Origin of the sequence: Billgrantia desiderata (assembly GCF_900108215.1) — a bacterium.
In the GTDB taxonomy this organism is placed as follows: Bacteria; Pseudomonadota; Gammaproteobacteria; order Pseudomonadales; family Halomonadaceae; genus Halomonas; species Halomonas desiderata.
On sequence record NZ_FNVC01000005.1, the window covers coordinates 60,307 to 78,045 of the forward strand.

19 protein-coding genes are annotated in these 17,739 nt (G+C 64.2%); 13 read left to right on the plus strand and 6 right to left on the minus strand.

Annotated features, from left to right (window positions below; genetic code table 11):
* Positions 1–56: 56 nt before the first annotated feature.
* Positions 57–1,067: a GGDEF domain-containing protein gene (locus C4S71_RS06780; protein WP_086511459.1), complete on the plus strand. Its 1,011-nt coding sequence runs from the start codon at positions 57–59 to the stop codon at positions 1,065–1,067.
* The gene (pdxR, locus tag C4S71_RS06785) at positions 1,051–2,598 is read left to right on the plus strand and encodes a MocR-like pyridoxine biosynthesis transcription factor PdxR (protein WP_103968657.1); all 1,548 of its coding nucleotides are present in this window, start codon (positions 1,051–1,053) and stop codon (positions 2,596–2,598) included. Before C4S71_RS06780 ends, pdxR begins: the two co-directional genes overlap by 17 nt.
* Here the strand turns inward: pdxR and C4S71_RS06790 are convergent.
* Genes C4S71_RS06790 through C4S71_RS06800 form a run of 3 tightly spaced genes read right to left on the minus strand, consistent with a single transcriptional unit; the run spans position 2,590 to position 4,393 of the window.
* Positions 2,590–3,309 (minus strand): GNAT family N-acetyltransferase, encoded by a 720-nt coding sequence (locus C4S71_RS06790; protein WP_103968658.1) that lies wholly within the window; start codon positions 3,307–3,309, stop codon positions 2,590–2,592. The genes pdxR and C4S71_RS06790 overlap by 9 nt on opposite strands.
* The gene (locus C4S71_RS06795) at positions 3,306–3,917 is read right to left on the minus strand and encodes an FMN-binding negative transcriptional regulator (RefSeq protein WP_086511456.1); all 612 of its coding nucleotides are present in this window, start codon (positions 3,915–3,917) and stop codon (positions 3,306–3,308) included. The genes C4S71_RS06790 and C4S71_RS06795 overlap by 4 nt, the downstream gene beginning before the upstream one ends.
* Before the next feature lie 11 nt (positions 3,918–3,928).
* The gene (locus C4S71_RS06800; protein WP_103968659.1) at positions 3,929–4,393 is read right to left on the minus strand and encodes a GNAT family N-acetyltransferase; all 465 of its coding nucleotides are present in this window, start codon (positions 4,391–4,393) and stop codon (positions 3,929–3,931) included.
* Between the two features lie 159 nt (positions 4,394–4,552).
* Between C4S71_RS06800 and C4S71_RS06805 the strand changes: the two genes are divergently transcribed.
* Both C4S71_RS06805 and ogt read left to right on the plus strand, forming a co-directional pair.
* Entirely contained in the window at positions 4,553–5,503 is a 951-nt protein-coding gene (locus C4S71_RS06805; RefSeq protein WP_103968660.1) for a DNA-3-methyladenine glycosylase family protein, read from the plus strand.
* An 18-nt stretch (positions 5,504–5,521) separates the two neighbouring features.
* On the plus strand, positions 5,522–6,061 hold the full coding sequence (ogt, locus tag C4S71_RS06810) for a methylated-DNA--[protein]-cysteine S-methyltransferase (RefSeq protein ID WP_086511453.1): 540 nt from the start codon (positions 5,522–5,524) through the stop codon (positions 6,059–6,061).
* Between the two features lie 16 nt (positions 6,062–6,077).
* On the opposite strand, the gene C4S71_RS06815 is transcribed toward ogt, so the two are convergent.
* A complete protein-coding gene (locus C4S71_RS06815; protein WP_103968661.1) occupies positions 6,078–6,569 on the minus strand; it encodes a MarR family winged helix-turn-helix transcriptional regulator in 492 nt (163 codons plus the stop codon).
* A 69-nt stretch (positions 6,570–6,638) separates the two neighbouring features.
* Between C4S71_RS06815 and C4S71_RS06820 the strand changes: the two genes are divergently transcribed.
* Both C4S71_RS06820 and C4S71_RS06825 read left to right on the plus strand, forming a co-directional pair.
* Positions 6,639–7,580, plus strand: coding sequence for a DMT family transporter (locus tag C4S71_RS06820; RefSeq protein ID WP_103968662.1), 942 nt, complete (start codon positions 6,639–6,641; stop codon positions 7,578–7,580).
* A 14-nt stretch (positions 7,581–7,594) separates the two neighbouring features.
* A complete protein-coding gene (locus C4S71_RS06825; protein ID WP_103968663.1) occupies positions 7,595–8,236 on the plus strand; it encodes an NAD(P)H-dependent oxidoreductase in 642 nt (213 codons plus the stop codon).
* Here C4S71_RS06825 and C4S71_RS06830 read toward each other — a convergent pair.
* Complete coding sequence (locus C4S71_RS06830; RefSeq protein ID WP_086511449.1) at positions 8,233–8,544, minus strand: cupin domain-containing protein; 312 nt, start codon at positions 8,542–8,544, stop codon at positions 8,233–8,235. The two genes, C4S71_RS06825 and C4S71_RS06830, sit on opposite strands and share 4 nt — an antisense overlap.
* Before the next feature lie 163 nt (positions 8,545–8,707).
* On the opposite strand from C4S71_RS06830, the gene C4S71_RS06835 reads away from it, so the two are divergent.
* The 4 genes from C4S71_RS06835 to C4S71_RS06850 all read left to right on the plus strand — a co-directional run bounded on the left by C4S71_RS06835 (position 8,708) and on the right by C4S71_RS06850 (position 11,744).
* Complete coding sequence (locus C4S71_RS06835) at positions 8,708–9,580, plus strand: LysR family transcriptional regulator (RefSeq protein WP_200825252.1); 873 nt, start codon at positions 8,708–8,710, stop codon at positions 9,578–9,580.
* A 96-nt stretch (positions 9,581–9,676) separates the two neighbouring features.
* Positions 9,677–10,036, plus strand: coding sequence for a YciI family protein (locus C4S71_RS06840; protein WP_160113365.1), 360 nt, complete (start codon positions 9,677–9,679; stop codon positions 10,034–10,036).
* Between the two features lie 7 nt (positions 10,037–10,043).
* Positions 10,044–11,291, plus strand: a complete 1,248-nt coding sequence (locus C4S71_RS06845; RefSeq protein WP_200825253.1) for an RNA polymerase sigma factor — start codon at positions 10,044–10,046, stop codon at positions 11,289–11,291.
* 90 nt (positions 11,292–11,381) lie between these two features.
* A complete protein-coding gene (locus tag C4S71_RS06850) occupies positions 11,382–11,744 on the plus strand; it encodes a DUF1428 domain-containing protein (protein ID WP_086511446.1) in 363 nt (120 codons plus the stop codon).
* Positions 11,745–11,751: 7 nt separating this feature from the next.
* Here the strand turns inward: C4S71_RS06850 and C4S71_RS06855 are convergent, their stop codons facing one another.
* On the minus strand, positions 11,752–13,029 hold the full coding sequence (locus tag C4S71_RS06855; protein WP_103968665.1) for an MgtC/SapB family protein: 1,278 nt from the start codon (positions 13,027–13,029) through the stop codon (positions 11,752–11,754).
* A 207-nt stretch (positions 13,030–13,236) separates the two neighbouring features.
* On the opposite strand from C4S71_RS06855, the gene chrA reads away from it, so the two are divergent.
* The 3 genes from chrA to C4S71_RS06870 all read left to right on the plus strand — a co-directional run bounded on the left by chrA (position 13,237) and on the right by C4S71_RS06870 (position 17,703).
* A complete protein-coding gene (chrA, locus tag C4S71_RS06860; RefSeq protein WP_103968666.1) occupies positions 13,237–14,610 on the plus strand; it encodes a chromate efflux transporter in 1,374 nt (457 codons plus the stop codon).
* Between the two features lie 235 nt (positions 14,611–14,845).
* The gene (locus C4S71_RS06865; RefSeq protein ID WP_234246610.1) at positions 14,846–15,721 is read left to right on the plus strand and encodes a bifunctional nuclease domain-containing protein; all 876 of its coding nucleotides are present in this window, start codon (positions 14,846–14,848) and stop codon (positions 15,719–15,721) included.
* A 278-nt stretch (positions 15,722–15,999) separates the two neighbouring features.
* On the plus strand, positions 16,000–17,703 hold the full coding sequence (locus C4S71_RS06870) for a methyl-accepting chemotaxis protein (RefSeq protein WP_103968667.1): 1,704 nt from the start codon (positions 16,000–16,002) through the stop codon (positions 17,701–17,703).
* The last annotated feature ends 36 nt before the right edge of the window (positions 17,704–17,739 follow it).

Below are 17,739 nucleotides of genomic sequence, written 5' to 3' on the forward strand. Positions count from 1 at the left end.
TTGCGGGCCAAAAGGTATTCTTTCCACAGCTGCTTCGTAATCGCCGTAGAGATGCCATGAAGGGCTCGCACAACCGTATCGATGATGGGAGCTCCCCTGAAGAGACGCATGGCAGCGACTCTTGCGGTGATCTTTGCCATCGTACCCGCCGTGAACTCGATGAGGCGCGCGAAAAGATCGCGCATCTCAAACGCACCCTGCTGCGCATTCAACAGGTAGCCCGGTTGGGCTACTGGCGAGCCAGCCTGAAGGCCAACGAACTCTACTGGTCCGAGGTGACCTACGACATCTTCGGCGTCGATCCCGATACATTTACCCCCAGCATTCGTGCCTTCAAGGCCATGGTGCATCCCCAGGACGTTGAGAGCGTCGAATCCAGCATGCGTCGGGCCGAGCAGACCGGTAACCATGACGTGGTGCATCGCATCATTCGCCCCGACGGCGAGGTTCGCTGGGTCCACGAGCTGGCCGATTACGTGCCCGAGGGCGATGACCAAGTCCTGATCGGCACGGTGCGTGACATCACCGAGCAGAAGAAGCTCGAGCTGCGCCTGCGCCAGCTTTCACGTACCGATGAACTCACCGGCCTGTTCAACCGCCGCTACTTCATGCAGCGCCTGCTGCAGGAGCTGGCCCGTTATCGTCGCTACGGCAGACCGACCTCGGTGGTGCTGTTCGACTTCGATCACTTCAAGCGCATCAACGATACCCATGGCCATCCGGCCGGCGATCAAGTACTGGTGAAGGTGAGCAGGCTGCTGCGGGAGCGACTGCGCACGAATGACATTCCGGCGCGGCTCGGCGGCGAGGAGTTCGCTCTGCTGCTGCCGGAAACCGGCCTCGAGGAAGCCGTCGGGGTGGCGGAGAAGGTGCGTCAGCTGGTGCTCGAGCAGGCGTTCACTTCGGAGGAAGGGCATCGCTTCGAAGCCTCGATCACTTGTGGCGTGTCTGCTTTCCACGGTACCGAGGAAACGGTCGAGGCGATCCTGCATCGCGCCGATCAGAATCTCTACCAGGGCAAGCGTACGGGGCGCAATCGGATCGTCGCGGATGAATGGGATAGCTGACAGGGGGCTGTCGTCCACCTCTGCCGGCATCGGGCAAACCGACTGGCTGGCCGATGCGCTGGGCTTGGCGCTGGCAGAAGGCTCGCCCCAGCCGCTGGCCACGCGTCTCTATCATCAGCTGCGGGAGTGGATCCAGGCGGGACGCCTGGTTTGCGGCCAGCGGCTGCCCTCATCGCGTCAGTTGGCTCGCGAGCTGGGGCTGGGGCGCAACACGGTGCTGGCCGCCTTCGATCAGCTGCTGGCCGAGGGCTTCCTGGTGACGCGGCATGGATCGGGCACCTTCGTTGCCGACCTGGCGTTTCCATGTACCACTCAACCCACCACCCAGCCGGCACTAGCGGTTGGGCTCACCACGTCGCACACGATACCGGCTCGAGCGGATGCGCCGTCGCTCTCTTCGCGCGGCACGTCGCTGCTGGCGTTCTGCCATGCCAGCCAGGAGCGCCCCATCCTGGCCCCCGGCGTGCCGGCGCTGGATCGTTTCCCCCATGGCCCGTGGCAGCGGCTGGTACGCCGCCACCAGCAGCGCATGCCGCGGGAGTGGCTGGCCTATCAGGCCCAGGGCGGCGTGCCGACGCTGCGCGAGGCGCTGGCCGACTACCTGCAGCTCTCGCGCTCGGTGCGCTGTCGCCCCGAGCAGATTCTCATCGTGCAGGGGGCGCAGCAGGGCTTCGAGCTGATCGCCAGACTGCTCAGCGACCCCGGCGACAAGGTATGGATCGAGGAGCCGGGCTACCCTGGCGCTCAGGCCTGCTTCGCGGCTGCCGGACTCGATTTGCAGGCGGTGCCGGTGGATGACGAAGGCCTCAGCGTAGCGGCTGCGGCGAACGCCGAGAGTCCGAGACTGATCTATGTGACGCCCTCGCATCAATACCCCAGCGGCGTGACCATGAGTCTGTCCCGTCGCTTGGCGCTGCTGGAAGCCGCGGAGCGGCACGGCGCCTGGATCGTCGAGGACGACTACGACAGCGAGTTTCGCTACGGGCAGCGTCCCATCGCCGCCCTGCAGGGGCTCGTCGACGATAGCCGTGTCATCTACGTGGGCACCTTCAGCAAGGTGATGTATCCCGGGCTGCGGCTGGGCTACGTGGTACTGCCCGAGCCATTGGTCGAGCCGTTCCGCCGGGCCAACGCGCGGCTTCACCGCGAGGGGCAGTACCCGGTACAGGCGGCCTTGGCGGAGTTCATCGTCGGCGGGCAGTTCTCACGTCACATCCGGCGCATGCGTGACTGCTACCGTCGGCGTCAGGCGCTGCTGCGCAAGGCCCTGGCGCCCGCCGTGGCACGCGGTCTGCGTCTATCCGACGGGCAGGCGGGGATGCATCTGGTGGCCTGGCTCGACGAGGCGGAGCAAGAGCGTGAGTTGCTCCGGCGGGGTGCGGCGCAGGGCCTCTCGCTGTCGCCGCTGTCGAGTTATTACCTCGAGACACCCGCTCGCCCCGGCCTGGTGCTGGGCTATGCCGGCACCGTGGAGGCCGAGCTCGAACGGGCCGGGCGCTGGCTGGCTCGCGAATGGCTGAGCCTAGGCTGACAGCGCCGATAGCGACGACCTCTGACGACCCTCGTCATCGAAATTGTCCGATGCGAGCCAGCGCACCAGGCGGGCTTCGATGGCGGGCCATTCGCCGTCGAGCAGCGAGAACCAGGCGGTATCGCGACTGCGTCCACCTTCCACCCGGTGCTGACGAAAGATACCCTCGAAGCGAAAGCCCAGGCGCTCGGCAGCACGCCGCGAGGCGGCGTTGAGCGCATTGCACTTCCATTCGTAGCGCCGGTAGCCCAGGGCGAAGGCATTGCGCATCATCAGCAGCATGGCTTCGGTGGCCGCCGGCGTGCGGCGAAGCGGCGGCGTGAAATGGATATGGCCGACCTCGATGCTGCCGTGCTCCGGCACGATGTTGAGATAGCTGGCCAACCCCAGGGCCCGCCCGAATTTCTCTTCGACGATGGCGAAGAAGAGCGGATCCTCGCTGCGCGCACGCTCGGCCAGCCAGGCATGACACTGCTCGGCATCGCTGAACGGCATGCCGCCGGAATAGGCCCAGCGTGCTTGCGGTGTGTCGTGGGGCCCCTCACCGGGCAATAGAAAGGCGGCAAACAGCGAATCGCCATGGTGCTCTGCCGACAGCGGTTCGAGGCGAACCCGCTCGCCCAACAGGGAAGCGCGCTGTGGCCTGCTTGCCGGCTGCCAGCCGGGCAGGGCGACACCGATGGGGCGGCCGTCTACGGGTTGCGTGCTCATGCCTGCGGCTCCTCGTCTGCCAGTGTCTGCATCTCGTGCCAAAGCTGGCGCGCCTGCGGGTCGGCGCTCTGCGCCAGGGCCGCTTCGACCCCTGCCTGATCGGCCCGGGAGCGCTGCCGGCCGAGTTTGGCCTTGCCTTCGAGCGCTTCGATGCGCAGGCGAAAGCCGACCACGCCGGCCTGCATCTTTTCCAGGTAGTCGTGCTCGCGGCCCAACGAATCGAGCAGGGCGGGTTCGAAGTGGGCCAGGCTGCGCTCGAGCAGCTCCCGCGTGGCCGCGGCGTCCAGCAGTTCCAGGCGCCCCGTGGCGTGCACGGCCAGGTAGTTCCAGGTGGGCACGGCAGGCCGGCTGGCGTACCAGCTCGGCGAGACATAGGCGTGTGGCCCGCTGAAGATCGCCAGCGCCCGGTTGCCGTCCAGCGCTCGCCAGTGAGGATTGGCCCGGGCGAAGTGGCCGTAGAGCGAACCGAGCTCGCCTTCGCTTCGTTCCAGCGTCAGGGGCAGGTGGGTAGCCTGCAGATCGGCGCCGACCAGCACGGCGAAGCCGTAGCGCTCGACCAGCGCCCAGGCCTGCTCGCGTGTCAGCCGCATCGATGGGGGAACGTACATGGCACCTCCGTTCAGCCCTGGTCTGCCTGGGTGTCGAACAGCAGACCGTAGTGATAGAAGGTCGTATCGCGCTGCCAGCCGAGCGATTCGTAGAGCGCCTGGGCGGTACGGTTGTCGATCTCGGTGGCGAGCTTGAGATGGCCGACGCCATGGGCTCGGGCGAGCTCCCTGGCGGCCTGCATCAGGGCGCGCCCGACGCCGCTGCGACGAGCCTCGGGAGCGACGAACAGATCGTTGAGCAGCCACAGCGGGGCCAGGCGCACGGTGGAAAGCAGGGGGTAGAGCTGTACGAAACCCTGCAGTTCTCCCTGGCTGCCGGTATCAACCAGGATGTAGGAGTCGCCGCGCTCCAGGCGCGCCTGCAGGAACTGACGGGCGCCTTCGAGATCGGACGCCTGGCGGTAGAACTGCCGGTAGCCGTCGAGTAGCTGACTGAGTGGCTCCAGATCGTTAAGGGTGGCTTGGCGAATGGTCATGGGTGGCTCCTCTGCGTTGCGATGGGCGAGAGCCAGTGTGGTATGAATCTGGTTCCTTGCTAAGGGCCAGTTCGACGTCATTCAGGGGAACCACTTTGCGTTGGCAGGGAGGTTGTAAAAAACACCGGCCATCGGCCATGAGCGGGCTAGAATGGAGCGATGACTCTCTCGACCGAACGCCGTCACACGGGCGGCATGACCCCAGCCGCCGAGACGACGCTGCGCCTGCCCTATCGGCCCCCCTACGACTGGCAGGCGATACTCGACTTTCTGGCCCGGCGTGCCATTGCCGGCCTGGAGCGTATCGATGGCGAGACCTATCACCGCCTTTTCCTCGAACAGGGAGCGGTGGGCTCCGTGAGTGTCACTCACGCTCCGGCCGATACGTCGCTGCATGTCACGCTGCGTCTGCCCGAGTCTATCGATCCGTCCTCCGTCGTCGCGCGGCTGCAGCGGCTCTTCGACCTGCAGGCGGACCCCGAGGCGATACGCCAGGGGCTCGGCCGCGATCCCACCCTGGCGCCATTGGTCGCGCGCCGTCCGGGACTGCGGGTGCCGGGCGGCTGGGACCCTTTCGAAGTCGCCGCACGCGCGATACTCGGCCAGCAGGTCAGCGTCGATGCCGCCACACGGCTTGTCGGGCGCCTGGTCGAACGCCTGGGCGAGCGGCTGACAGCGCCGTTCGCTCCCGGGCTCGACCGGCTGTTCCCCGTACCCGAGCGCTTCACCTTCGCCGAGATCAAGGCCCTCGGCATGCCCAGCGCACGCGCCAACGCCCTGGCGGGACTGGCTTCGGCCTACCGCGAGCAGCCGCAGCTGTTCGAGCGGCGTGGCGACCTTGACGACAACGTGGCGCAGCTGTGCGCGCTGCCCGGCATCGGTGCCTGGACGGCGCACTACATCGCCATGCGCGGGCTGCGGGAGAGCGATGCTTTCTTGCCTTCGGACGTGGCCGTACAGCGGGCACTGGCGGAGCAGGGCAAACGCCCCTCGCCGCGTGAGCTGCTCGCCCGCGCCGAGGCCTGGCGGCCCTGGCGTGCCTATGCCGTGATGCACCTGTGGCATGCCGATGCGGCAACGACACAGGCAAAAGCGAGACAGGGCCAATAGAGAGACAGGAGAGAGACGATGCAACTCTGGCTTGATCTGATGCCGTCGCCAGTGGGCGAACTGAGTCTGGTCGGCGACGAGCAGGGGGCTCTGCGAGCGCTGGAGTTCGACAGCAACGACGAGCGCCTGCATCGCCTGCTGGCGCGTCACTATCGCGATTACCATCTCTCCAAGGGTAGAGCGCCCCTGCTCGTTCGTGAGGCCCTGGAAGCCTACTTCGCCGGCGACCCGTCCCATCTCGATGCGCTGCCGGTGGCCACCGGCGGTACCGAGTTCCAGCGTCTGGTGTGGCAGGCACTGCGCGGCATTCCATTCGGCACCACCATCAGCTACGGCGAGCTGGCCGCCAGGATAGGACGGCCCGGGGCCAGCCGCGCCGTGGGTCTGGCCAATGGCGCCAACCCGATCTCCATCGTGGTGCCCTGCCATCGGGTGATCGGCGCCAACGGTACCCTGACCGGCTATGGCGGCGGGTTGCCGCGCAAGCGCTGGCTGGTGGAGCATGAGCGGGGGCTGGTGCAGGGCGAGTTGTTCCAAGGGGAGCTGGCGCTTCCCTAGCCCAGCCGGGCCGGCTTTAGGACTCTTCCGACAGCCCTTCCAACAGCTTGCCGAGCAGTTCGCTCAATGTTTCCTGCTCTTCGCGGCTCAGGGCGGCGAGCATCTTGGCTTCATTCTGCACGTGCTCGGGGATCATGCGCTCCATCAGCGCCAGGCCTTTGTCGGTCAGCGAGACCAGCGTGCCGCGGCGATCCTCGGGGTTCGGCGAGCGCACGATCAGGCCCGCCTTCTCCAGCCGGTCCAGCCGGCTGGTCATGCCACCCGAAGAGATCATCAGCGTCTCGAACAGCTGCGTCGGTCCCAGGCGATAGGGGGGGCCCGCGCGGCGCAGCGTCGCCAGCACGTCGAACTCCCCGGCCTGCAGGCCATGTGACTTGAAAAAGACCTGCAACCGCTCCTGGGTGAGCAGCTGTGTGGTCTTCAGATACCCCACCACCTCCATCGGCAGCAGGTCGAGTTCGGGCATTTCGCGCTGCCATTGCGCAACGGCGTGCTTGACACGGTTCATGTGCGTATTTATCTTTCTATCAAGATACTTTTTGGCAAGATTCTTGTTGCCGCGCTATAGGAGTCGATAATGACCAATTCCACGCTATCGAGCAACCGTACCGGCTGGTATGCCCTGGGTTGCCTGCTGCTGGTCGGCAGCCTGCTGGCGCTTTCGCTGGCCGTGGCCAAGCTTGCCGACGACGCCGGCGCACCGCGCCTTGGTTTCCTGATGGTGGCGGTCACCGGCGCTGGCGTACTGCTGCTGGCACTGGCGGCGGTACAACGTCAGCCGATGAAACTCGACCGGCGCATCATCGAGTACGCGCTGGTGTCGGGTGCGCTGTTTGCCTTGCCCAATGCGTTGGGTTTCCTGGCGGTACGCCACGTGGGGGCGGGTTTCGTTTCGCTCAGCTTCGCCTTTCCGATCCTCGTGACCTGGGTGCTGGCGCTAGGCTTGGGCATGGAGCGCATGAACCTGCTGCGACTGAGCGGTGTGCTGCTGGGGCTCTCGGGCGGGGTGCTGCTGGCGTGGGCCAAGGCCGGCGGCATGTCGGGTGCCCAGGGCTGGGTCATGCTGGTCCTGGCGATTCCCTTGATCATCGCGCTGGGCAATATCTATCGCACCCTGCGCTGGCCCGGCGAGGCGGGGCCGGTCTATCTCGCCGCCCTGATGCTGCTGGGTGGCGCCCTGGCGCTTGCGCCCTTCGTGCTGGCCTTCGAGGCGCGTCAAGTCGCTCAGCTGCTCGGCTCTGCCGACGTGCTCCGGCTGCTGTTCGCCGAGGTCGCCGTCTTCACCGTGCTCTACGTCTTCTACTTCGTACTGCAGAAGATCGCAGGCCCCGTCTATCTCAGCCAGATCGGCATGGTGGCGGCGCTGGTCGGCACCCTGATCGCCGTCTTGCTGCTGGGTGAGTCGGTGCCGCCCTTCCTTGGCCTGGCGGGGGTGCTGGTGGCCCTCGGTGCCGCGCTGTTCCACCGTGGCGCTTCGCACCACACGTCACCGCCGACGCTGGCGGTGGCGAAACCTTGAACCGGGAGAACATCATGTCCGTCATGGAAGCCCTGCACTGGCGCTATGCCGCCAAGCGCATGAATGGAAGAAAGGTGGCGCGAGACGCGCTGGATAACATCCTCGATGCGGCGCACCTGGCGCCATCCTCCTACGGCCTTCAGCCCTACAGCGTGCTGGTGATCGAAGCGCCGGCACTGCGCGAGCGCATCCGGCGTACAGCCTGCGACCAGCCCCAGATCAGCGAATGCTCTCATCTGCTGATCTTTGCCGCCTGGTCCGAGGTGGATGGACGGCATGTGGATGAGCTGATCGAACTGACAGCCGCCTCCCGCGGCCTCGACCCGAAAGAGCTGGAAGGGTATCGGCAGGCACTGCATGACGCCGTCGCCGGCTTCGCCACGCCGGAGGCTCGGCAGCAGTGGGCGGCTCGGCAGGCCTATATTGCCCTGGGCACGGCCCTGACCGTTGCCGCAGCGCAGCGAGTCGATGCCTCGCCGATGGAAGGGTTCGATCCTGCCGCGCTGGACGCCCTGCTGGGGCTCGAAGAGCAGGGCCTGCGCAGTGTGGTGCTGCTGGCGCTGGGGTATCGCGATACCGAACAGGATCGTCTGGCAGGGCAAGCCAAGGTGCGCTGGCCCAGGGAGCGATTCGTGGTGGAGTTGAGCGGAGCCTAGACGCTACCTTCCTTTTCGACCACCAGCACTCGGGCTTCGCCGACTGGGCTTGCGACATGCTCGGTACCTACCGAGGCATAGAAGATATCGCCCACTTCCAGCAGTTGGCTATGCTCGACACCTTCGCAGCGATAGCGCATTTCCACCTGGCCATCGAGAACCACGAAGACTTCCTCTCCGTCGTTGATGTGCCAGCGGTAGGGCTGGTCGGTCCAGTGCAGGCGGGTGGTGATGCCATTCATGTTGGCGATGTCCTGAGCGCCCCAGGCGCGCTCGGCAGTGAAGTCCCGACTGCGGGTGATTTTCATGAGTTGGCTTCCTTGGAGTCGGTTTGAACTTTTCAGCCATATCGGAGCAGAGTTTAACGGGGTTAGCACTTCTTTCTGCTATATTTTCTCGATTGGTGATGTCGCGGTGTTTCTAAACATCCAATTAATAATAAACAAGACATTATACTTATAGCGAGTCTTTATGATGCTCGATCTCCTACTGCTCCGTAGCTTCGTGTCGGTCGTCGAAGAGAGGAGCTTCACGGCTGCCGCCAACCGGCTGCACCTGACTCAGCCCGCCATCAGCGGACACCTGCGACGCCTGGAGTCGCAACTGGGCAAGGCGTTGCTCGAGCGAACCACCCGCAGCGTTCAACTGACACCGGATGGAGAACGCCTGCTGGGCTATGCACGAGCGATCCTGGCGCTGAATCGTGATGCCATGGAAGAGATTTCCCGCTCTGGCGATCAGCGCAGCATACGCTTGGGGGTGTCGGAGGACTTCGCCAATGAACGATTGCTCACGCTATTGAAGCGCTTCATGCAGTGCCACGCCATGGTGGATATCGAAGTCCGCGTCGGCATTCCGGGAGAGTTGCTCGGGGCGATGCGTCAGGGGTATGTCGATATGGTGCTTGGGGCGCAGTGTGGCGAACCTGTCACGGGAATCAGACTGTGGCGGGAGCCCTTGGTATGGGCCTGGAGTGAGCGGGAGGAAAAGGAGCTTCCTTCGCCCCTGCCTCTGGCGCTTTTCCCTGAGCCCTGCCCTTATCGTGAAATCGCCTTGGCTCAACTGGCCATGGTGGGCATCGCCCAGCGCACTGCCATGCTGTGCATGAGCGGGGCGGGTCTGCATGTCGCTGCCGCTACCGGGTTTGCCGTCGCACCCATGCCGGCTAGCCAATTGAAGCCGGGACTGATTGCCTTGTCCTCGGAGCATGGGCTGCCGGAATTGCCTGCTGCGGAAATCATGCTGATTACCGAAGCGAGCCACTCTGACCAGGATCTGCTGAAGGCATTGGCGGATGCCCTGTTGGCTGGTATGCGACCGGTTCGAGCGGTCGAGACTGCCTGATCCGTGATGTTGATCAGCATGCCCTGTCGATTCGTGGCGTGCTGGTTCGATCCCTTATCAGGCAGCCATGCGGCTGCGCTTACTGGAGGAAGTCCCATGCAATACATGCTGATGTGCTGTATCGACGAGGCGCTGTGGAACGGCCTGCCCGATGCCGAGCGTGACTCGGTCATGACCGATTACCACGCCCTGATCCAGGAGATGGTCACCAGCGGACACTACCGCGGAGGGGCTCGGCTGCAGTCGGTGGAGTCGGCCACCACGCTGCGCGAGCAGAACGGCAAGACGGTGATGCTGGACGGTCCCTTTGCCGAGAGCCGCGAGCAACTGGGGGGCTTTCACGTGGTGGAGTGCCGTGACCTGGATGAGGCCTTGGCGCTGGCCCGGCGCATTCCGCCGCTGCGGGTCGGCGGCTCGGTGGAGGTGAGGCCGGTGGATCCCGCCTATCGATTGTGAGGACTGCGTGTCTCTGGATGAGCTGTATCGCCGTGAGTATGGCCACGTGCTGGCCAGCCTGATTCGCCGCTTCGGTCACTTCGAGCTGGCCGAGGATGCCGTGCAGGCGGCCTTCGAGGCGGCGATGGTGCAGTGGCCGGCCGAGGGCTGGCCACCGAATCCGACCTCGTGGCTGATTGCCACCGCGCGCCACAAGGTGGTCGATCAGTTGCGCCACCAGCAGATGCGCGAGCGCAAGGGCGACGAGCTGCGTCAGCACCTGGAGCTGCTGCTCGACAACGACCTCGAAGCCGAACCTCTCGACAGTCTGCGCCTGATCTTCGCCTGCTGTCATCCGGCTCTGGCACGGCCCGCCCAGGTGGCGCTGACGCTGCACACCCTGGGCGGGCTGCGTACCGAGGAGATCGCCCGGGCCTTCATGGTACCGGTGCCGACTCTGGCCCAGCGCCTGGTGCGGGCCAAGGCCAAGATTCGCGATGCCGGCATTCCCTTCGAGGTGCCCGACGACACCGCCCTGGACGAGCGCCTGGAGCCGGTACTGGCAGTGATCTACCTGATCTTCAACGAAGGCTATGCGGCCAGCTTCGGCGACGACTGGGTACGCGGCGACCTGTGCCGTGAGGCGATTCGGCTGGGACGCATGCTGGTACGGCTGCTGCCGGCGGAGCGGGAGGCGCGGGGGCTGCTTGCGCTGATGCTGCTGCATCATGCCCGGCGCGATGCACGCACCGACGCGGCCGGCGACATCGTGCTGCTGGATGAGCAGGATCGCTCGCGCTGGCACGCCGACGAGATCAAGGAGGGCAGTGCCCATGTGGGTATCGCGCTACGTGGCGGCCTGCCCGGTGGCTATGCGGTGCAGGCCGCCATCGCCGCGCTGCACGCCGAGGCGGCGACTCCCGCAGACACCGACTGGCGGCGTATCGCCGCGCTCTACAGCCTGCTTTACGCCATTCAGCCGACGCCGGTGGTAGCGCTCAATCGCGCCGTGGCGGTGGCCATGGCCGATGGACTGCAAGCGGGCCTGGAGCAGCTCGACAAGATTCATCTGCCCGGCTATCACCTGCTACCCGCTACGCGCGCCGACCTGTTGCGCCGGCTGGGGCGCCATGGCGAGGCGGCCGAGCAGTACCGCCAGGCCCTGGCACTGGTGACCCAGGGCGCCGAACGGCGCTTCCTCGAGCGTCGCCTGCGGGAAGTCACGGCAGCGCACAGTGCTGTCGATTTTGCCGCTGCTGAATCGAAGACCCCATGAGCTTGGCCATCCGGGCTCGCTCGATGACTCACTCCATGACTTACTCAACAACTTATTCAACAACTTATACAACCACAGGGAGACAAGACCATGAGCTACGTCGATGGATTCGTATTGCCGGTGCCTGAAGGCAATCTCGATGCCTATCTGGAGATGGCCCGGAAGGCCGGGGAGGTCTGGCGCGAGCACGGCGCGCTGGAGTACGTGGAGTGCGTCGCCGATGACGTCAAGCCGGGGGTGCATACCTCCTTCCCCCAGAGCGTAAAGCTCGAACCGGGGGAAACGGTGATCTTCTCCTGGATTCTCTATGCCTCGCGGGAGGAGCGCGACCGCATCAATGCCAAGGTGATGGAAGACCCGCGCATGGCGGACATGATGGAGCCGGCCAATCACCCCTTCGATGGCAAGCGCATGATCTGGGGCGGTTTTCGTGAGGTGCTGAGACTGCCTTGACGAAGTGTCAGACCAGCCAGGCCACGGCGAGCCCCGCCGTGGCCGAGGCCAGCAGCGGGCCGACCAGGCAGCGCGTCAGGCGGGCATTGCCTGCGCTGAAGGTCAGCACGACCTTGAACAAATTGTTCACCGCAGCGGCCAGCACGATGCCCATCACGGCGGTGGCGGGCGTGATGGTGTTCGTGGCCATTCGGCCCAGCGACAGGGCGATGGCGTGCACGTCGGCGATGCCGGCGGTGGCGGCCAGCAGATAGATGCCGGCATCGCCGAGCCAGGCGCGCAGCCACTCGCCCAATACCATGACCGTTGCCAGCAGGGCACCGATCAGCAGCGCGACACGTAGCTCCAGCGGGTTCTGGCTCATTGGGCGCTCGGCCTTGAGATCGTGGCGGTGGCGGCGCCATAGCCACAGCGCTGGCAGGAAGAGCGCCAACCCCATGGCCGCGAGTGGTGCCAGCAACTGCGGCAGCATGGCCGGGCCGACGAGGGCGGCATAGAGCAGCAGGCGGGGCAGCATGGTACCGCAGGCCAGCAGAATGCCGGCGGCGAGCATCGGCGCGAACTGCGGCTCGCGGCGCGCCTGCCGGGCATACTGCAGGGTCAGGGCGGTGGAGGAACTCAGCCCGGCGAACAGACCGGTGAACAGGATGCCCTTCGCGGTGCCGCCGAGGCGCACGGCGAAGTAGCCGATGAACGAGATCGAGGCGACCAGCACCACCAGCCACCAGATCTCGTAGGGGTTGAGCACGCCGCCGGGGCCCATGTCCTCATTGGGCAACAGCGGCAGCACCACCACGCTGATCAACAGTAGCTTCAAGGCGGCATCGAGCTCGTTGGCGTGAAGCTTGTGCAGCAGCTCATGGATCTCGCGCTTGTTGTCGAGGATCAGCGCCGTGACCACCGCGCAGGCAGTGGCAAGGGCGACATCCACGGCCACCGCCAGGGCGCCGAAGCAGAAGGTCAGCAGCAGCCCGATCAGGCCGGTAATGCTGTAGTCGCCGCTCTTCTCCATGCTGGCCCGATAGCCGGCCAGTGCAATGCCGGCGATCGCCAGGAAGATCAATGGAAAGGCCCAGTATGTGAGCACCTCCGAGAGCAGCGCGGCCACGCCGCCAAACAGGCCGATCAGCGCATGGGTGCGTACCCCGGCCACGCGTTCGCCGGGCTCCCGTTCGCGGGCGGACCAGCCTCGTTCGATACCGATCAGGGCTCCCAGCAGCAGCGCCACGGCAAGCTCCATGAGTATCAGGTTGTCGGCGAAAAAGTCGCGAGCAATACCGTCCATCGGTTTTTTCTTTTCTGGAAAATTCACCTTCAGCGTGGAACGTCGTATCGCACTGAGCAAACTCCTCGGCCATTGGCTGCCATCACTCAAGAGCTGTGTCATCAGCTCGTTACGTAGGGCCATTCATACTCCCACGCTGGTTCGGCAAGCCATAACAGGGCAGAATTCTGCCCTCGAACCACCATTTCCTTGCTGTGAGCGTGCCCCATGCCCCCCGTCAACGAAACGCCCCATCAGGTTCCCTTCCGCGAGGCCGTGATGGTCTGGCTGCGCGTGGCCATGCTCAGCTTCGGCGGCCCGGCGGGGCAGATCGCGGTGATGCACCGCATTCTCGTCGAAGAGAAGAAGTGGATAGGTGAGAAGCGCTTTTTGCATGCGCTCAACTACTGCATGATGCTGCCAGGGCCGGAGGCCCAGCAGCTGGCCATCTACATCGGTTGGTTGATGCACCGCACCAAGGGTGGCCTGTTGGCGGGCAGCCTGTTCGTGCTGCCCGGCTTCATCGCCATCCTGGCGCTGAGCTATCTCTACGCCGCGCTGGGCAACGTGGGCCTGGTGGAGGGGCTCTTCTTCGGTCTCAAGGCGGCCGTACTGGCGGTGGTGCTCCACGCCGTGGTGCGCATCGGCAAGCGGGCACTGCGTAACCGGGTGATGATCGGTCTGGCGGCGGCGGCCTTCGTGGCGATCTTCTTTCTCGAACTCGCCTTCCCGCTGATCATCCTGGGAGCCGCCCTGATCGGCTTCTGGGGCGGCAAGCGCGGCATGACGGCTTTCCAGGCGGGCGGCGGCCACGGCGATGGCGGCGGGCCGGGGCTCAGCGACCGCGACTCGCTGCTCGGCGAGGGGCTGCCGGCCCATGCGCGCCCCAACCGCAGCTGGTCGCTGCGCGTCTCGGCGATCTTCCTGCTGCTGTGGCTGACGCCGGTGGCGCTGCTGCTGGTCACACTGGGCGGCGACAACGTGTTCAGCCAGATCGCCACCTTCTTCAGCAAGATGGCGGTGGTCACCTTCGGCGGCGCCTATGCGGTACTGGGCTACGTGACCCAGGAGGCGGTGCAGAACTACGGCTGGCTGGCCCCCGGCGAGATGCTCGACGGCCTGGGCATGGCCGAGACCACGCCGGGGCCGCTGATCCAGGTGGTGCAGTTCGTCGGCTTCATGGGTGCCTATCGCGAGGCGACCGGGCTCGATCCCATGCTTGCGGCTACCCTGGCGGCGGTGCTCACCACCTGGGTGACCTTCGTGCCCTGCTTCCTGTGGATCTTCCTCGGTGCCCCCTACGTGGAGCGGCTGCGTGACAACCGCGCCCTCAGTGCCGCGCTGTCGGCCATCACCGCCGCGGTGGTGGGGGTGATCCTCAATCTGGCGATCTGGTTCGGTCTCCACGTGGTCTTTGCCGAAGTCGCCGAACGGCACCTGCTCGGGGTGCGCCTGCTGATTCCGCAGCTCGGCACGCTGGATCCTCTGGCCCTGCTGCTGGCTGCCGGCGCCATGGCCGCCATCTTCCACTTCAAGATCGGCATGCTGAAGGTGCTGGGCGGCTGTGCGCTGTTAGGTGTGCTGTTCTCTTTGGTTTTCTAGGCTTTGTACGAAAAATGTCTGCGCTCGGCCATGCGGTGTTAAAAATCGGCTCAAAATACTCATTTACACCCCGTAAACTCCGTTTTTTCGCCAATTTTTGCCTTGCCTGACCTTCGCTCGTCGACTTTTCGTACATAGCCTAGACGCTGGCGGGGCAGGAGGAGTAACGGCATGGCGGGCCGGCGCCATGGGTGCCATGCTGAACCCATGACCTGCAGCCTTGCCGGAGAAATCTATGTCGTTGCCAAAACTCGGGAGTTACCTGCTGTCGTTGCTGTGCGGTGTCGCGCTGCTGGCGGCATCGATGAGTACCGCCAGCGCACGGGAGCTCGCTGCCGAGATTGACGAGATGGTCGAAGTAGAGATCGCCACGGTGGGGGTGGCCGGCTTCGGTGGCCCGCCCGTGGTGCTGCTTCGGGAACCGGGGGCGCGCGAGGTGATTCCCATCTTCATTGGCATCAACGAGGCCGGCGCCATCCTTCGCGGCCTCGCCGGAGAGCGTTCGCCGCGGCCCATGACCCACGACCTGCTGAGCGACGTGCTGGGTGAGATGGAAGCCACCCTGGAGCGCGTCTACGTCGATGCCATCGTCGATCACACCTTTCTCGGCATGCTCGAGCTGAGCCTGCCGGGGCGTGACGAGCGGGTGCGTATCGACAGCCGTCCCAGCGATGCCATCGCTCTGGCCATCCATGCGGGGGCGAGCATTCATGTGGCACCTCAGGTGCTCGAGGCGGCACGGGACATCGAGTACGAAGGTCTGGACGATCAGGTGGTGGTGGCGCTCGGCATCACCGTAGCGCCGGTCACCGCCGATCTGCGCGAAGCGCTGGGGCTGCCCGATCAGGCCGGTGTGCTGGTCAGCGACGTACGCGGCCCTGCAGCCGACGCCGGCCTGGAGCCGGGCGCGCTGCTGCTGGAAGTGAACGGTGAGGTGCCCGAGACGCCGCTGCGCTATCTCGAGCTGGTGCGCGACACCGCCGTGGACGAAGACGCCCGGCTGCGCTACTGGCAGCAGGGCGAGGAACACGAGATCGAGGTCACTACTGACGTACCGCCGCGCGAGCCCATGCCGCGGCCTAGGCAGGACGTGCCCGGTATTCGTACCTGAGACCTTTAAAGAAATCTTTTAGGTGAATCATATTGTTCTAATTATAATTAATTAAGTTTTCCTAAAGTTATATATGCTGAGGCCGTTAAGTGTATTGAGGCCGCAGTTTTCTTCATTGGATTGTTCCGCTCAGGTGAAGCATGAGTTAAAGCTTTTTGCCCTTTTGTGATGACGTCGCCAAACCAGTTGTGACGCTTGTTGCTAGAGCGATGCCCTGATGGAAATGGCTCATTGAGGAAATTGTCGGCTGTGTGTACTACATAGACACGGAGGCGGCAATGACGATTACCATCAGAGCAAGACTCATCATGTTCAGTATCATGTTTCTTGCCTTCCTGCTGCTGGTGAGCGGGTTTGGACTAAGTGGCATGAACACCAGCAACCGAGCCATCCAGGCCGTATACGAAGATAGACTCATTCCCACCATTCAGCTAACTCGAATCGACGAGCTCATGCGTGAGAATCTCATTGCCATGAGTCAAATGGTGTTGAACGATCCTCGTTTGGAGCGAGACGGAGAAGAGGCCCGTTCATTCAGCGGCATACAAGCCGATATCGAGAACAATGCCGAAGAGATAGATGTCACTTGGCAAGCGTTCACCGCGCATCGACTGACGGATGAAGAACGTCAGCTCGCTGAAATGTTCGAAACTCGTCAGGGAGAATTTGTTGCTACAGGGCTCGAGCCGGCACTGGAGCATTATGCGGCTGGCGATTTTGCGGCTGGTAATCGTGTATACCAGCAGCTTACGCTCCCTCTCTTCCAGGCGGCCAACGATGTGGCTCATGAATTGATCGACTTGCAGGCGACAGTTGCTCAGGATGAATTTTCCAGCGCCCTGGATTATTACGTGCTTGAACGAAATCTCATCATTGGCGCCTTTCTTCTCGCTTTGCTGATTTCGGTTAGCATGAGCTGGTGGTTGATTCGCGCCATTGGTCAGCCGCTCCGGCGCATGATGGAGCATTTCTCGCTCATGGCTAAGGGGGATCTCAGCCAGCCTATCGTGACCGGAGCGAAGGACGAGGTGGGGCTTGCCTTGAGAGCACTGGCTGACATGCAGGAACAGCAGCGCGAGCTGATCGTCTCGATCCAACAGTCGGCAGGAAACATTGCCACGGGCTCAGGGCAGATAGCCTCGGGAAATACCGATCTTTCTCAGCGAACCGAGGAGCAGGCTTCCAGTCTGCAGGAAACGGCCGCCAGCATGGAGCAGGTCGCCGCTACGGTGAAGCAGAATACCGAGCATGCGGCACAGGCGAACCAGCTGACACGTGAGGTGAGCCAGAGTGCAGAAACCGGAGGTGAAAAGGCCGATTTGGTGGCGGGAAAGATGCGCGAGCTCAACGAGAGTTCGGAGAAGATCAGTGGCATCATCGAAGTCATTGATGGCATTGCTTTCCAAACCAATATCCTCGCCCTCAACGCCTCGGTAGAAGCGGCTCGTGCCGGTGAGCAGGGCCGTGGCTTTGCCGTCGTTGCGCAGGAAGTTCGCAATCTGGCTCAGCGCTGTGCCGATGCGGCGCAGGAAATTCAGTCTCGGGTGGATCAGAATGCTGGGATCGTCAAGGAAGGAAGCCTGCTGGTCGATGAGGCAGGTACGGCGATGGATGAGATCGTTGCAGGTGTAAAGCGAGTGTCTGAATTGATGGATGCAGTGGCACGTGGTTCTCAGGAGCAGAATGCTGCTGTCGAGCAGGTCAGCGTTGCGGTGAACCAGATGGACCAGGTGACCCAGGACAATGCAGCTCTGGTTGAGCAGACGGCCAATGCCTCGGCGTCATTGGAGCAGCAGGCAAGAGAGCTGAGCGAAGCGGTGGCGTCCTTTAAAATCCATCGGCAGGAGCCGAGTCAGGCTGCTATCTCAGGCCGGATTGTGTCCAAGAGTGTTGCTACCTTGACTGCCCCATCCGCCGAGAGGCATGCTCCCCGGCCGAGTCAGGCCAAGCGTGAGCCGGAAGCGGAATGGGATAGCTTCTGACACGCTTGTCGCCTGCTCTCAAGAGGGGAGCCCGCT

Coding starts and splice junctions, on each gene's coding strand:
- C4S71_RS06830 (WP_086511449.1), bottom strand. CDS start 8,544: ATGAAAATCACCCGCAGTCGGGACTTCACTGCCGAGCGCGCCTGGGGC.
- C4S71_RS06865 (WP_234246610.1), top strand. CDS start 14,846: ATGTCGTTGCCAAAACTCGGGAGTTACCTGCTGTCGTTGCTGTGCGGT.
- C4S71_RS06820 (WP_103968662.1), top strand. CDS start 6,639: ATGACCAATTCCACGCTATCGAGCAACCGTACCGGCTGGTATGCCCTG.
- C4S71_RS06795 (WP_086511456.1), bottom strand. CDS start 3,917: ATGTACGTTCCCCCATCGATGCGGCTGACACGCGAGCAGGCCTGGGCG.
- ogt (WP_086511453.1), top strand. CDS start 5,522: ATGCAACTCTGGCTTGATCTGATGCCGTCGCCAGTGGGCGAACTGAGT.
- C4S71_RS06805 (WP_103968660.1), top strand. CDS start 4,553: ATGACTCTCTCGACCGAACGCCGTCACACGGGCGGCATGACCCCAGCC.
- C4S71_RS06815 (WP_103968661.1), bottom strand. CDS start 6,569: ATGAACCGTGTCAAGCACGCCGTTGCGCAATGGCAGCGCGAAATGCCC.
- C4S71_RS06870 (WP_103968667.1), top strand. CDS start 16,000: ATGACGATTACCATCAGAGCAAGACTCATCATGTTCAGTATCATGTTT.
- C4S71_RS06835 (WP_200825252.1), top strand. CDS start 8,708: ATGATGCTCGATCTCCTACTGCTCCGTAGCTTCGTGTCGGTCGTCGAA.
- C4S71_RS06800 (WP_103968659.1), bottom strand. CDS start 4,393: ATGACCATTCGCCAAGCCACCCTTAACGATCTGGAGCCACTCAGTCAG.
- C4S71_RS06855 (WP_103968665.1), bottom strand. CDS start 13,029: ATGGACGGTATTGCTCGCGACTTTTTCGCCGACAACCTGATACTCATG.
- C4S71_RS06825 (WP_103968663.1), top strand. CDS start 7,595: ATGTCCGTCATGGAAGCCCTGCACTGGCGCTATGCCGCCAAGCGCATG.
- chrA (WP_103968666.1), top strand. CDS start 13,237: ATGCCCCCCGTCAACGAAACGCCCCATCAGGTTCCCTTCCGCGAGGCC.
- C4S71_RS06780 (WP_086511459.1), top strand. CDS start 57: ATGAAGGGCTCGCACAACCGTATCGATGATGGGAGCTCCCCTGAAGAG.
- C4S71_RS06790 (WP_103968658.1), bottom strand. CDS start 3,309: ATGAGCACGCAACCCGTAGACGGCCGCCCCATCGGTGTCGCCCTGCCC.
- C4S71_RS06850 (WP_086511446.1), top strand. CDS start 11,382: ATGAGCTACGTCGATGGATTCGTATTGCCGGTGCCTGAAGGCAATCTC.
- pdxR (WP_103968657.1), top strand. CDS start 1,051: ATGAATGGGATAGCTGACAGGGGGCTGTCGTCCACCTCTGCCGGCATC.
- C4S71_RS06840 (WP_160113365.1), top strand. CDS start 9,677: ATGCAATACATGCTGATGTGCTGTATCGACGAGGCGCTGTGGAACGGC.